The following is a 15,222-nucleotide window of genomic DNA, read 5'->3' as shown; positions in this document are numbered from 1 at the left end:
TCAGAATTGCAGGTTCACGCCAAGTGTGTACATGGACGTTTGCGGATAGTAGTTCTGCCATCCTGAAGTAGATTCAGGATCGAGATGCCACTCATTCAGTTTAGAGAACGTCAGCAGGTTTGTTCCCGACACATAAACACTTGCGTGCTGGATGAACGCCTTTTGTGTAAGCGCAGTCGGAATCTGATAAGAAAGCTGAATGTTCTTCACCCGCAGGTAAGAAGCGTCGACCAGCATACGGTCCGTTGATGCCTGGTTGCGCAGGTCCTGCTTTGTAGGACGGGGAAAACGCGCATCGGTATGCTCAGGAGTCCAGTAGTTGTTCGTATAGATGTCCGGAGTAAAACCTTCGTAGTTGCCCTGCTCGCCTAACGCTCTGGCTATTCGCATGTAGTAGTCGGCAGCGCCCTGCAACATGATGTTCAATGAGAACGCCTTGTATCCGAGGTTGATTGAACCACCGTAAGTATACTTCGGCAGAGAATTGCCGAGGAAGGTCATGTCGTTTGGATCAATGTCGCCGTCGCCATCGCGGTCTACCATGCGTACGTCGCCGGCCTTCGCTGCTCTCATGAATATAGGATCAGCAGAAGCCTCGTCGTTGGTTTGATAGAGACCATCGGTCTTGTATCCCCAGTAGCCGTTCATAGGAAGACCCTCCTGGATGATGAAGCGGGGGTCGATGTCGTTACCGGTAATAAATGGTCCGGTGCCCGCAAGGTCGACCACCTTGTTGTTGTTCAGTGCGAAGTTGAGGTTCGTGCGAAGTGTGAAAGCGTTCCAGGTATGATTGTTTCCTACTGCGAATTCCCATCCTTTGTTCTGAACTACGCCGGCGTTCTGTGTTCCGGCCTGAAGACCTAACGCACCGGGTACCGGAAGCGCGAGAAGAATGTCGCGGTTCGTCTTGTCGTAATAGTCCATCGTGAAAGTGAATCTTCCTTCGAAGAATTCTGCATCAAGACCGATGTCTGTTTGTGTTGCTGTCTCCCACGTAATGTTTGGATCGGCAATCTTTTGCTGTTCATATCCCTGTACTACGGTAGAGCCAAACACGTAAGTCACAGGATTCAGCTGAGGATAGAAGCTGTAGAGTCCTACGTTCGTGTTGTTACCTGTACGGCCCCATGAACCACGAAGTTTCAAATCAGATACGATGTTCTTTGCATTGGTGAAGAACGATTCCTCGGACAAACGCCATCCGGCAGAGAACGAAGGGAAGAAGCTGTATTGATTATCACCGGTAAAGCGTGAAGAGCCATCAAAGCGCCCGTTGGCTTCGAACATATACTTGTCTTTAAACGAGTATCCCACTCTTGCGAAATACGAACGAAGTCCCCATTCAGAATCACTACCGCCGTTGTCTTTTGTGGCATCGTTCTGCCCCTGACCGATCGACGTAACATCGTTGTTGTAGAAGCCCTGTCTTGAAGCCCAAAGCGTAGAGTACTGGTTAGCGATCTGCGAATATCCAAGCAAAGCCTTCAGGCTATGATCGCCGAACGTCTTTGAGTAGTTCAATAAGCTGTTGACAGTTACTTCGCGAAGGGACGAACGTGTTTCGGTGTCCTTGTTGATGAGGTTCGACTTCTTCACGACCGTTGAGTCGCGCGCCTCCCATGTATTAACGAAATTCTTACCAACCACATCGTTGGTACGGAACGCTACCTGCGTGCTGAACTTAAGGTCCTTCACAATTTCCCATGAACCGGTAAGGCTACCCGTCAGGTAATTGCTGATCACACGGTTGATTCCTCCTTTCTCTGCGAGGAGAAGGGGGTTGTTACCCTGTGTACCTCCTCCATAGTCACCGTTGGGATATTTAGGCACAGCCCAGATGGAGTTCTGCATCAGCTGTCTGAAGATCTCGTTGATGCCGTTCGTAGAGAAAGGCGCCTGTACCGTACCCGTTGGTTCGGTGGTGTTCTGGTTGCGATAGTTCAGGTCGGCGGCAAAGCCGATCTTCTTCGATGCTTTGAAGTCGGTGTTGATCCTGAAATCGTTCAACACTGAATTTGTATTGGCGATGATACCGTCCTGGTTCTGGTTGCGGTAGCTCATGCGGGCCTTAAAGTTTTCAGAACCACCGCTTACCGACAAGGTGTTGTTAAACATCGGTGCGTTCTTAAACATCGCATTGTGCCAGTCGAAAGGCAGTGGATACTTCAGTGGGTTAGTCTTTGAACCTTCCACATAAGTGTCGATCTGTTGCTGCGTGTATAAAGGGGCAGTTCCCATGTTGGTGCGTGCGATGTTCTGCAGCTCCATATAACTTCTGAGGTCCATATGCTCAGGCTGATTTGTTGCCTGCTGGATAGCATAGTAGCCGCTATAGTTCACCGCGACACGTCCTTCTTTAGCACGCTTTGTGGTGATGAGAATAACGCCGTTGTTGGCGCGTGAACCATAAATAGCAGAAGAGCTCGCGTCCTTTAAGACGGAGATCGATTCGATGTCTGTGGGATTGATCGTATTGAGTGGCTGCTCGATACCATCCACGATGACCAGGGGCTGGTTGTTGCCGATATCGGAAACACCGACTGACTGCTGGCCGGGAGGAGTATAAAGAGTATTTGCACCACGAATCACCATTTGCTGGTTAGGTGAGCCGGGGCTACCACCCGCATCCAATACCGTGAGTCCCGGTACCGTTCCCTGCATTGCCTGCTGCAACGTAGTGACTGGGCGACGCGTGAGTTCTTCAGGACGCACCTGCCCTACCGCGCTTGTTACGCTCACCTTTTGCTGGGTGCCATAACCTACGACGACAACCTCCTGCAGGGAGGTTAGGCTGGATTTCAGCACCAGGTCTATGCTTGTCTGGCCACCGACGATAACCTCCTGGGTTTCGTATCCAATGGATGTGAAAACGAGGACAGACTCAGGGCCGGGTACTTCGAGAGTGTACTTGCCGTTGTAGTCTGTAACGGTACCCATACTGGTTCCTTTTACCAGGATGCTCACGCCGGGAAGTCCACCTTGTTCTTCCTCAGACGTAATAGTACCGGAGACAACGATTGACTGAAGCGGCGCGGCCGTGGCAGCGAGGCTCACAGTTCCGGACAGTATAAGGAGTGCCGCCAATAATAGAGGCAACCCCTGGGATACTGGCGGGACAATGCGTTTGATTAGTAAATGTCCTTTCATGGGGAAATCTTGTTGTAAAGTTGTTCGTGCAATACTAGGCAAAAGGGTCAATGATGAACAAACGTTTGTCCTATAAATCATAGAAGAGGACATTTCAATAAGTTACTATACTGATTATTAATCACTTAACTGTGTTCGTTTGTCGTTGAGCGGCGAAAAAAGCGCAAACCGTTTAAATAAACGTTTGCGCAATCCATCAAAAGTATCTGATTTATTACATGTGTGACTCGCACGTGATACAAGCATGAACTATTTTTGAGTATCTTTAAGATAAACGTTTGTTCTACCCCCAATGGCCACCAACCACAAAGTGAGCATCGTAGATATCGCCGAAAAGGCAGGTGTCTCCATTACCACTGTCTCGCGCGTGCTAAATGGCAAAGGCGAGGAGTACCGGATCAGCGAAAAGGCACAGCAAAAGATCCGGGAGACGGCGCGCAAGCTGAACTATGTTCCTAACCAGTTTGCTGCCTCGCTCAAATCCGGAAAGACCAACACTATCGCGCTCATCATACCATCCTTAAGCAACCCCTTCTTTGCCGACATCGCCAGCGAGATCAACGTCGAGGTGCGCAACCGCGGGTATGCGACCATCATCGGCGATAGCGACGAGAAGATAGACATCGAAAATGAAGAGCTGCGGCAGATGGTGTCGCGCAACATTGAAGGACTTATCATCGTGCCTTGTACCCAGGACTGGGCATCGATCAAGAAGATGTACGACCAGGGACGACCAATTGTCTGCATCGACAGATACTTCGAAGATGCAGATATCCCATACGTTTCAACCGACAACTACGAAGGCGCTGTGATGGCTACACGCCACCTTATCGACAATGGTCATAAACACATTGCCTGCATACAGGGTGTGCATGAGTCTGTTCCGAACAAACTCCGGATACAAGGTTACAAAGATGCTATGATCGCTGCAGGACTCAACAAGTATGTGATTGTTGGTGATGAGTTCAGCATTAGGAATGGTTATAAAGAAACAAAGCTACTCCTCCAGTCGAAGCAGCGACCGACGGCTCTATTCACCCTCAGCAATACGATAGCGATGGGAAGCATGAAGGCATTGCGGGAGGATAACGTTAGCATACCTGACGACATGTCGCTGGTGACTTTTGATGATCACCCTTACCTGGAGTATCTATCCACCCCGTTGACGTGCGTTACCCAGCCCACCCGTGAGATCTGCCAGCTGGCAGTGAAGCATTTATTCTTTATGCTGGGGAACAAGGAGATTAAGTCTAAGCAGGTACTGCTCAGGCCGGAGCTGACCTATAGAAAGTCGGTTAAAAAATTATGAATTAAGAATTAAGAATTAAGAATTAAGAATTAAGAATTAAGAATTAAGAATTAAGAATTAAGAATTAAGAATTGGCAGTCACGACCTACGGTCGTGATTAACATTCTTAATTCATAACTCTTAATTCTTAATTTCTCTACTGGCCTGCAGCGTGCTCACTATTTATCTTGACGATTTCCTTTCTCACTGCCTCCATGTCGCGCTGGAAGTCCTTATTAGCGTGAAGGCGTGCAACCGTTGCAGCTCCGACTACCCTACCCGCTTCAACGTCGCTATGCCAGTGGACATTACAGATGACGCGGCTTTCACCAAACTCGTATCCGCGCTTCAGAATATCATTCGTCTTTGCAGGAAACAATTCCGTGAACACCAGTGACCACGCCCAGCCGATGGCAGTGTGACCCGACGGATAGGAACCATCCTTTCGTAACACTTCCTCATCAGCGGGAGTACACGTGGGCGTGTTGTTCACCATGAAGGGACGCTTACGCTTATAGTGGTGCTTGGCTGCAGAAGTGGAGAGCGCGGCGTCGGTCAATACGCGACGCATGAGCATGTACAGATGCGGCGTCTTTGTCTCGCTTATCTCCACTCCTACCGTCGACTGAAACGACGACGCTGCTTCCGGGAAGTACAGATAAGCATCGCGCGTGGCGAGGCTCAGTCGGGTGGTGTCTGTAGTTCTGGATGCTACGGCCTTTGAGGCGAAGTCCTGATCGAGCGCATAGCCAGGTGTTCCTTCCTCCGGCGGTGGTGGCACAAGGGTAAGGCTATTGGGAATCTCATCCTTCGACAAGTAACCCTGAAGAAGTCCCGGGGCAATCTCCTTTACTTCGGTCTTTGATTGGTTGGCTGTCTGGCAACCGGTGATGAAAACTACCGACAGGATGACAGCGAGTTGAAAGGGGCGGATAATCATAGGGAGAGGGATTTAATGAAAGATAGTCGGTCAGATTGAAATTAAGAATTAAGAGTTAAGAATTATGAATTGGCTGTCACGACCTGCGGTCGTGGAATTGGCAATTAATGAGTGGGCACTTTTTTAATGGTTGCATTCAATTCTTATTTCTTAACTCTTAATTCCTCATTTCTGATTTGCACTCAATTCCCCACCACAGAATAGTTAATGCGGAATTACTGTGGACAATAGTCGGCAATACCGGGCTACAAGGTCATTAATCGCATGGCATGATTTTTTGAACTCATTGCAAGAGCCCAAAAAATACTAGCCTTATGCTTATCAATCTAATCGTAAATGAAGAACGACGCACGCTGGAAGTGATGCCGTGGGTGTCGCTGCTGGATGCACTTCGTGACAGACTTCAACTCACCGGAACAAAAAAGGGTTGTGACCATGGACAATGTGGCGCCTGTACAGTGCTCTGCGATGGCAAGCGCATACTCAGTTGCCTTGCGCTGGCTGTAATGAAAGATGGATCATCTGTTACGACTATCGAGGGTATTGGCAGCGAGGGAAATCTGCATCCTATTCAAACAGCGTTCATTGAACACGATGCGTTTCAATGCGGCTATTGTACGCCAGGACAGATATGCAGCGTAATAGGAATGCTTGAAGAAGGAAAGGCAAACACCCGTGATGAAGTTAAGGAACTGATGAGCGGAAACCTCTGCAGGTGCGGCGCGAATGTGGGGATTATTGATGCCATCATGGACGTAAAGGGCAGTACGACTCAGACGACAAAGTCTCACACGACGAAATCTTATGAATAACTTCATCTACCAGAAAGTGCATAATATCGCGGAAGCTACTGCGTGTTGCATGAATACGCCCGGTAGTCAGTACGTAGGAGGAGGCACCAATCTCATCGACCTCTGGAAGTACAATCTCATTCATCCGACTTCGCTTATCGATCTCACCCATATCGATGTCGGGCATGACGTTCGCGAACGCGATGACGGAGGTTTAAGAATCGGTGCATTTGTCACAAATGCCGACACTGCTTATCATCCATTGATTGAGCAGCGTTATCCTTTACTGTCAAGAGCAATACTTGCCGGCGCTTCAGGACAGATCAGGAACATGGCCACCAACGGAGGAAACCTGCTGCAGCGGACAAGATGCTACTATTTCTATGATCACGATCTCCCCTGCAATAAACGCAATCCCGGTTCGGGATGCCCGGCTATCGAAGGATATAATCGCATGCACGCCATTCTTGGCACCAGTGATGATTGCATCGCCGTGTATCCATCGGATATGAGTGTCGCGCTGGCGGCACTCGAGGCGTGGGTAAATGTGACTGGGCCAAACGGTGAACGAAGCATTGCCTTTGAACAGTTTCACCGACTGCCTGGAAATACACCGCATATTGAGAACGATTTACAGGCTGGCGAGATCATCACCTCGATCGATCTGCCCAGTGAAGGGTTCGCTGCAAACTATTCGTACTTGAAGATCCGGGACCGGAATTCATATGCCTTTGCGCTTCTTTCGGTCGCAACAGGATTGACGCTTAGGGATGGCGTTGTAACCTCCGCGCGAATCGCCTTAGGAGGCGTGGCGCACAAGCCGTGGCGAAAAGTGGATGCCGAACAATTTCTGCTGGGTAAAACGCCGGATGAAGACAACTTTCGGAAAGCGGCCACCATTCTGCTGGAAGGCGCAAGAGCCTTTAAGCATAACGGTTTCAAAATAGAACTGGCCCATCGGGCTATCGTACGCAATGGACTGATGGCGTTGCAACCATCATCGCAGTTGCCCGGAGCACAACCCTCGGTGTAGGTATAATACATACGTGATAACGCGTGATCATAAACCAATTGAATCATGACTAAAGAACCAACGGGCAGACTACCTGTAAACACCGACAAAAAGGGACAACCCATAAGTCGTCTGGAAGGAAAAGAGAAGGTGACCGGTGCGGCAAAGTATGCCGGGGAGTACAACGTGCCCGATTTGTTGTATGGTTATGTCGTGGGCAGCACCATTACAAAAGGAAGGATCCGCAGACTTGATGTCAGTGATGCAATGGCGTTTCCCGGGGTGAAACAGGTTTTCACTTATGAGAATCGTCCACGCCTGGCGTGGTTTGATATGCAATACGCTGACATGGATGCGCCCCCTGGTTCCGTCTACAAGCCTTTGCACCATGCAGAAGTTAAGTTCAACGGCGAGCCAATAGCGCTGGTGGTGGCTGACGATTTTGAAACGGCGAGATACGCATCTACGCTTGTGTACGTGGAATACGAAGAAGAACCGTCAAAGACCACACTTGAATCCAATCTGGGGGATGCGCGCGACCCAAAGAAAGGAATGGCGACCATCCTCAGGCCACCGCCACCGAAACCGACCGGCGACTTTGAAAGCGCTTACGACAGAGCGTCTGCAAAGACATCGGGAACGTTTAAACATGGAACTGAGCATCACAATCCCATCGAGTTGTTTGCCACCACGACGGTTTATGAAGGTGACGGCAAGCTCACCATCTACGACAAGACACAGGGAACAGTTAACAACCAACTGTATGTTGCCAACGTCTTCGGACTTAAATACAGGAACGTGCGTGTAGTGGCACCGTTTGTAGGCGGCGCGTTTGGATCAGGATTGCGTCCGCAGTATCAGCTATTCCTCTGCGTAATGGCCGCGCTGGAGCTCAAGCGCAATGTACGTGTGACTTTGGAACGAAAACAAATGTTCTCCTTTTGTCATCGTCCACAAACCATTCAGACCACCAGGTTTTGCGCCGAAACAGACGGACATATCACCGGACTCAATCATTCCGCAGTGTCGGAGACCTCAACGTATGAGGACTACACAGAGACCGTATCGAACTGGAGTCACCGCTTATATCCATCGCCTAACACGCTATTTGAATATCAGGTCGTGCCGCTGGATGTTCACTCGCCAATCGACATGCGTGCGCCCGGAGGCAGTACCGGCATGCACGCCATTGAATGCACCATGGACCAGCTCGCCTATGCGCTGGGCATTGATCCGCTCGAGTTCCGGCTCCTGAACTACTCCGACAATGACCCATCCGAGCAGAAGCCATTTACCAGCAAAGCGCTCAAAGCTTGTTACGAACAGGCAGCCGCGAAGATCGGATGGGATCAGCGGAATCCACAGCCCGGCAGCATGAAGACTGGCAACAAGCTCATTGGCTACGGTATGGCTACCGGCATCTGGGACGCGTACCAGTTTCCCTCGCGTGTCGAGGCATATATCGACAAAGAAGGCAAGCTCCACGTGAACAACGCCACTACAGATATTGGGACCGGTACCCTTACCGTGATGACGCAGATCGCTGCTGACACGCTTGGCCTGCGGCTCGAAGAAGTGAACTTCAGCTACGGTGACAGTAAGAAACCGTTTTCCATGTTCCAGGGCGGATCGTCGACGACCGCATCTACGGGCGTAGCGATCGTTACGGCAGTGAATGCATTAAAACAAAAACTGATTAAAGCAGCGAAAGCCATGAAAGGGTCAGTCCTGACGGACGCAGATGAAACCAACATTATTTTCCGCGATGGCTTAATGACAATGAAGGACAATCCTTCGATAAGTATTCCCTTAAAAGACATTGTTGCTGCCAACAAGGGTCGCGCCATCAAAACCACCAACCTCGCGAAGCCCAAGGCCATCAAGCTGCGCAAGTACGCGAAGGCCACGCATAGTGCCGCGTTTGTGAAGGTCGAAGTCGATGTCTCCCTACGCACCATCAACGTTGTCCATGCCGTGACTGCAGTAGCCGCAGGCCGCATCATAAATCCCAAGACGGCCCGCAGCCAGATCCTGGGCTCCATGGTGTGGAGCATCAGCAAGGCGCTGCGGGAAGAGGCCATTATCGATGAACGATTCGGCAAATACATCAATCCGAACCTCGCCGAATATCATATACCAGTCCACGCCGACATTCATGATCTCGATGTCATCTTTGTGGAAGAAGAAGATGCCCTGATCAACGAACTTGGAGTGAAGGGCGTGGGAGAAATCGGAATGATTGCCATGCCTGCCGCGATATCCAATGCGATCTTTCACGCGACGGGCAAGAGAGTGAATGATCTGCCGATTCATTTTGAGCGGCTGCTTTGAGGAGAATTAAGAATAAGAATTAAGAATTGTGCCCAGTCCAAATTCAAAAAGACTGTATAGTTAAATCCGGATCGGACAGTGACACACATTCATCAGAAAGTGTGGAAAAATATAGGACGGATATAGGAAAAGTATAGGACGGGTATAGGAAAAGTATAGAGCGGATATAGAAAAAGTATGGGACGAGTATGGAAAAGTCGTCAACCGATCGTCTAAAAGTATAGGGCTACTATAGTGCTACTATAGTCCTTCTATAGGAGAACCCGAGCACGATTTAACACGTGTATCCGCTACAATTATTAGTGATCAATACAAAAACGCTTAGACAGGAGTTTCGGGAAGGTCGGAAAAGTTGCTAAAAGACATGGGGACACCTTTCTGAGTCCGGTCTAATTGCCCGGCAGGCGAAATATCTTTCCCCCCAACCCCTCCCAACGATCACCCTTTGGAGCAAAATCAAATGGGTTGAGAACCTGGAAACTCATGATCGTCAGATAGTCCGGATCAGCGAAAAGTATTTAGCACGCTCACCAATTTATGGGTAAGTAAAACGCGTTGAACTTTTCTAATTGTTTACGGTGATCCAAATGATCTTGAAATATTCGTGCAGCGGTTCGCTTCGTTGGAGTAAATTGGCACTGAAACTTGTCGCGGCGAAGCAACACGCAAACGTATCTAATGGTAAATCGAACGATCAGCATTTTGGGGTGCGGGTGGCTGGGAAAACAATTGGGCGCATCACTGGTAAATGAAGGTTATACGGTGCTCGGATCGACGACTAAGGTTGAGAACGTGGACGGACTCAAAAGCACCGGAATCATCCCGTTCGTTTTCAGCGCAGGGAATGTTCCGGATGAAGCGCGAGCGTTCTTCCATGCCGATGTACTCATCATCAGTCTGCCCCAACGAATACGGGCTCAGAAGGGCGAAGAGTATGTTATGCAGGTCAGCGATGTCGTGAGTGCTGCACGTAGCGGCAACGTCGGAAAAATAATCCTATTCAGCACAACGTCAGTCTATCCCGATCTTAATCGCGTTGTCACCGAGGACGACGCGGATGCTGTTCATTCTGTAGTGCGCGCAGAGCGAATTGTACAGCTATCGGGAATTGAGTCCACCATCGTGCGCTTCGCGGGATTGTTTGGCCCAGGACGAGAGCCTGGCAGATTCCTGGCGGCTAAGAAGGATGTGCCCGGAGCGATGGCACCCGTGAACCTTATACATGCCGATGACTGCATCGGTATCGTGAAGCGTATTATTGAAGGCAATGCGTGGGGCCATGTGCTGAACGCGTGTGCGGATGAACATCCTACAAGAAAAGACTTTTACACTAAGGCAGCGATCGCCTTAGGCATGGAACCTCCTGTGTTTTCAGATACGACAGGGGATTATAAGATTGTGAGCAATGCGCATCTTAAAACAGTGCTCAATTACAGAATGACCCATCGCTTAAACTGATCGGTCGTTTGCTGCCTTTTAAAATCAGCCGCGCCCGAAGGCACTGAATATTCCAAAAAAGGCTCCATTCTCTGGGGTTCTCACTTTCCATCCACACGGCTAAGCTAGATGCTGCTTTTTAACAAACGAGTAGTCGGCTAAGCGCAAGTGTGGGAAAGACTGGGAGAAGTGCGGCAAGAGAGCGTTGAAAGAGCGTAGCGAGAGCGTTGAAAGAGCGACAAGAGTGCGGAGCGAGAGCGTTGCAACAGCGTTGGCACTGCGTAATAAGTCTTACCTCTGGTAAGTCCCTGGTAAGTCTCTGGTAAGTCGAGCACTTGTAATGAGCGAGTGGCAGAACATCTAATGAATGCCCAGCACTGAAGCACCCAATTTTATAAAGTAAATGGGTCATAGCGCGTCGCGCTGACGTGTGGCCAGGTCTCTTTCCTTGTTCGGGGCGAACCTGCTGTAGCGATTTAACAGAATTTGACAGTAATTAATAATAGCAACGCGAGTTTGCAACGATTGTGAACATTCGCAAACAAACAGAAAAGTGATCATTTACCCCGTTGCACCTTTGTCGTTAGGAATTGGTTGTGAAATGTGGAGCAGTAAGCCAAGTGTACAGCAAGTGTACGCCAAGTGTGATGGATTAAGCATAAAAGTGTGGAGCGGGTGTTAACAACGTTTCAAGACTGTACTTAGAATATTAGCAGGGCAGCGTCGTTTTGGCATATTCTGCTTCTCTGAAGCCTTACGCTACTCATGACTATCTAACTAAACGCAGGATATTGACTGGATATTGTCGAACTATTGTGGTTAAAGGACGCTGCATGGAGAAAATGCCAACGTTAAGGACAACAGCAAGCGACAGTGAAAATCATTGGTCATACAAATACTAACGTATCACTGCCAGTCAAGACGAATAACCAAAAAAGAATCTGCCAAACATGTCGAAAAGCCAGGCTGAGTTGTTTTTCATCTATAAGGGCCAAAGTAGAAAAAGATTTTGCAAGTGGAGTATATAACGGGGTAAGTAGAATCAGGGACAAGCCCGGTGCTGCTCCACTTTACGAACAAGCTCGTGAACATTCAGATCATACTCATCCATAAATCTGAACGCAATAACATCATTTGGTAAAAAAATTATATAGTTTCCGCCATAGCCCCACATATAGGTTGCATTTACAGTGCAATTGCCATTGTGAACCGTGGTCGACCAAAATGAGTGTCGATAGTTTTCTCCCGAATCATTGCCGGTAGAGTGGCCAACCCATTGTGTTCTTCCCAGCGCTTCCCGTGTTTTTTGCCTGTGAAGCAATTGCTGCCCGTTGTAATTTCCTTCGCTGTAAAACAACATGGCAATCTTCGCCGCCTCATCCAGGGTCGGAAAGGCGCCATATGCCAGCACAGGAATACCTAATGAATTGTCTTCTTCGACAGTCCGTCGCAGTGTAAGGTCTTCGGCACCGATTGGCACCAATACATTTTCGCGGACCAGATCCCAATAGTCAGCTTTGGTACCCTCCTTACCGTTCACATAGTTCTGCAATGCGTATGATAAAACGAAAAAATTTGTGGACGCGTAGTTGAATTCCTGTCCGGGTAGACTTGGCGCATCACCCAGCTTAGCAATAACATTGATTGATTCTTCCGCTGTTCGTGCCTTAATAAAATCAAGGATGTGCTCCATGTCCTCGCTTCCCACCGTACCAGTAACCATGTTGAGTGCATGAGAAAATGTTACACCTTTCCAGCCTGCATGGTTGGCTAAAGCGGGTACATGGTCTGTGATAAGTTCATCAAAGATATCCGGGCTATACCGCTGCGCAAAGTACATCAGAGCCAGCGCGCCTGCCATACTTTTTGTTACCGAATATACTCCATGACGCATGTCAGCAGGATAGGGATACAGACCATGACGCGTCTTCGGTGGATGCAAATACAGTTTGCCACCTGCCAATACCGCGCCGATACTCGTTGGAGAATTAGTTGACATGGTTCTATCGAAATATTCGGCAACCTCCTGGTGGGCGTCAATGTCACGTAACGGATAAACCGGAAGTCTCCGTTCCCCGGATTGATGATGTTGTTGTATTACCTGAGCTGAGTCAACATAACGTTTGGGTTGGTAGTTGGCTTTTAACATCACCCGTATATCGCCTACACGATGATCCTCCAGGCTGGCGGTCTCCTGACTACACTGAACACAAACATTACTCACTGTGATGGAATTGTAGACAAAGGTAGCTACACAATTTCTGGCTTGTCCAACATACCTGTCTGTCAGCGTCAGGGGAAAGGATGCACGACTCCATCCATTATCTCCGTCTTCGTTCCAAACGGCTCCCGTGCCTATAATCACATCCCAAAAGCTATTGGTATGTTTTGTGGCAACGACCAAACCTTTTTGAACTGGTATTAGTTGTGTTCCATCGGCAATGAAGTCCATGGTTATTGCTGGAAAAGTATCCTCCCCATCATATGGTTCACCTCCCCTGGGATAGTTCAGTTGGGTATCACCAACGACAATTGAACCGGAAAAATGATAGCCTGCGTTGCCTGCCCAATCGGGTCTGGCATAGTAACTCAAATCCACTAAGGCAAGTGTATTATCAGTTTGTAACTGTGCAACGGTTATCTGATCACGCTTCCTGCTGAGCCGTTTACCATTCCATTGTTCTGGTATTTTATTACAGGAATTGCCGATCAAAAGGATAAACGGAAATATCAGAAAAACTTTCATTGATCAAATATATAATAAGTAAGTATGGTGGTTAAATCTAAGTTCATCTACCAGAGGTCCTGATCTTCATAAAAATGAGGAAAACAATTTTCACAATTCACATCCGTGTATCACCTTTATGAACATCGGGCCGCTGGTGCCACATAGAACATTATCATATTCATGGAACGAAATCAAAACAACGTCTCCCTGGAACAGGGGGACGTAAACATAAGCGAACAAAGGACAGCTTTCATCAATGCACTTGGACCGGAGACAAGAGATCTTATTGAAGAAGACGCGCGCTATTTTCTTCACCAGGCATTGTCAACACCTGTGATGAATGCGCTACGGAAAACAGAAGGTGCATGGATCGAGGATTTTGATGGAAATCGGTATATTGATCTGCATGGCAACGGTGTCCACAATGCTGGATTCTCAAACCCGGAAGTTATTCAGGCTGTCATTGCCCAGCTTCAGGCAGGTCTGGCATTTACGCCACGGCGCTATACAAATATTCCAACGATAGAACTTGCCAGGAAACTAGTGCAGATTACACCAAAAGATCTGACGCGCGTTTTGTTTTGCCCTGGTGGATCCGAGGCTATAGAAATGGCAGTGTCCCTGGCAAAACATATTACCGGAAATTGGAAGACAATATCCTATTGGGACTCTTATCACGGCAATGGCTTTCAATCTTCATCTCTTGGAGGTGAAGAACATTTCTCTACAGGACTTGGTCCGATGATGCCCGGCGCCTTTCATATTGAATTTCCAAACTATTACAGGAACCCGTGGCGATTGACCAACGAAGAAGAGATTGACCATTTGTATTTACGACAGCTGGATCTGATTCTTCAACGAAACCCGGATATCGCGGCCATTGTCGCCGAGCCCATATCCGCGACACCTGTGATACCGTCCAGGACCTACTGGGAGCAAATCCGATACACTTGCGATAAGCATGGAATATTTCTCATTTTCGACGAGATCATTGAAGGGTTTGGCCGAACAGGAAAGTGGTTCGCCACTGAGCATTTCGTGACACCAGATGTGTTGGTGCTGGGTAAGTCACTTGGCGGCGGTATTCTTCCCGCGGCAGGCATTGTTACCCACGAAAAATATAACGTCCTGCAACATCGGTCGATCGGTCACTTTACTCATGAGAAAAATCCCATGAGTGCTGCGGCAGGTCTTGCAGCAATAAACTACATCGAAAAAAACGGATTGGTTCAAAACTCGGAAGTATTAGGCAAATATCTGGCAGACCAATTGTCTACGTTGAAAGAACAATTTCCTGTAATTGGCAACGTGGCTGGTAAAGGACTTCACCTTGGGATCGATCTGGTACTTGATCCAACAACGAAACAGCGTGCCGTTCAATACGCTGAGCAAGTAATGTATGCGTGCATGAAGCAAGGCGTAGCGTTGAAAACTATCGAAGGCAATATCCTCACCATCCGACCTTCGCTCGTGATCACAAAAGATGATTGCGATTTCATTGTCAGTACGCTATCGAAAGTGCTTTCCAGTCATACTCCGCGTTGAATT

The 15,222-nt window shown here is 48.5% G+C and carries 9 protein-coding genes; 6 read left to right on the top strand and 3 right to left on the bottom strand.

Annotated elements, in window-relative coordinates:
* Complete coding sequence (locus tag WBG78_RS07960) at nt 1–3,147, bottom strand: SusC/RagA family TonB-linked outer membrane protein (protein WP_337325871.1); 3,147 nt, start codon at nt 3,145–3,147, stop codon at nt 1–3.
* Nucleotides 3,148–3,439: 292 nt separating this feature from the next.
* On the opposite strand from WBG78_RS07960, the gene WBG78_RS07955 reads away from it, so the two are divergent.
* Complete coding sequence (locus tag WBG78_RS07955) at nt 3,440–4,456, top strand: LacI family DNA-binding transcriptional regulator (RefSeq protein ID WP_337325870.1); 1,017 nt, start codon at nt 3,440–3,442, stop codon at nt 4,454–4,456.
* A gap of 136 nt (nt 4,457–4,592) precedes the next feature.
* On the opposite strand, the gene WBG78_RS07950 is transcribed toward WBG78_RS07955, so the two are convergent.
* A complete protein-coding gene (locus WBG78_RS07950) occupies nt 4,593–5,375 on the bottom strand; it encodes an acid phosphatase (RefSeq protein ID WP_337325869.1) in 783 nt (260 codons plus the stop codon).
* 314 nt (nt 5,376–5,689) lie between these two features.
* Between WBG78_RS07950 and WBG78_RS07945 the strand changes: the two genes are divergently transcribed.
* From WBG78_RS07945 to WBG78_RS07930, 4 genes are all read left to right on the top strand, one after another.
* The gene (locus WBG78_RS07945; RefSeq protein ID WP_337325868.1) at nt 5,690–6,187 is read left to right on the top strand and encodes a (2Fe-2S)-binding protein; all 498 of its coding nucleotides are present in this window, start codon (nt 5,690–5,692) and stop codon (nt 6,185–6,187) included.
* Entirely contained in the window at nt 6,180–7,199 is a 1,020-nt protein-coding gene (locus tag WBG78_RS07940; RefSeq protein ID WP_337325867.1) for an FAD binding domain-containing protein, read from the top strand. Before WBG78_RS07945 ends, WBG78_RS07940 begins: the two co-directional genes overlap by 8 nt.
* A gap of 45 nt (nt 7,200–7,244) precedes the next feature.
* Nucleotides 7,245–9,509 carry a xanthine dehydrogenase family protein molybdopterin-binding subunit gene (locus WBG78_RS07935; protein ID WP_337325866.1) on the top strand — a complete coding sequence of 755 codons (2,265 nt, stop codon included), beginning with the start codon at nt 7,245–7,247 and terminating at the stop codon, nt 9,507–9,509.
* Nucleotides 9,510–10,187: 678 nt separating this feature from the next.
* Nucleotides 10,188–10,967: an NAD(P)H-binding protein gene (locus tag WBG78_RS07930; RefSeq protein WP_337325865.1), complete on the top strand. Its 780-nt coding sequence runs from the start codon at nt 10,188–10,190 to the stop codon at nt 10,965–10,967.
* A 1,021-nt stretch (nt 10,968–11,988) separates the two neighbouring features.
* On the opposite strand, the gene WBG78_RS07925 is transcribed toward WBG78_RS07930, so the two are convergent.
* Complete coding sequence (locus WBG78_RS07925) at nt 11,989–13,692, bottom strand: serine hydrolase domain-containing protein (RefSeq protein WP_337325864.1); 1,704 nt, start codon at nt 13,690–13,692, stop codon at nt 11,989–11,991.
* Between the two features lie 162 nt (nt 13,693–13,854).
* Between WBG78_RS07925 and pbfA the strand changes: the two genes are divergently transcribed.
* Nucleotides 13,855–15,219, top strand: a complete 1,365-nt coding sequence (pbfA, locus tag WBG78_RS07920) for a (R)-1-hydroxy-2-aminoethylphosphonate ammonia-lyase (protein ID WP_337325863.1) — start codon at nt 13,855–13,857, stop codon at nt 15,217–15,219.
* Nucleotides 15,220–15,222: the final 3 nt, after the last annotated feature.

The organism is Chryseolinea sp. T2 (assembly GCF_037203685.1).
In the GTDB taxonomy this organism is placed as follows: domain Bacteria; phylum Bacteroidota; class Bacteroidia; order Cytophagales; family Cyclobacteriaceae; genus Chryseolinea.
The sequence above is the reverse complement of the archived record's forward strand: the minus strand, read 5'-3'. Positions and strand labels throughout refer to the sequence as shown.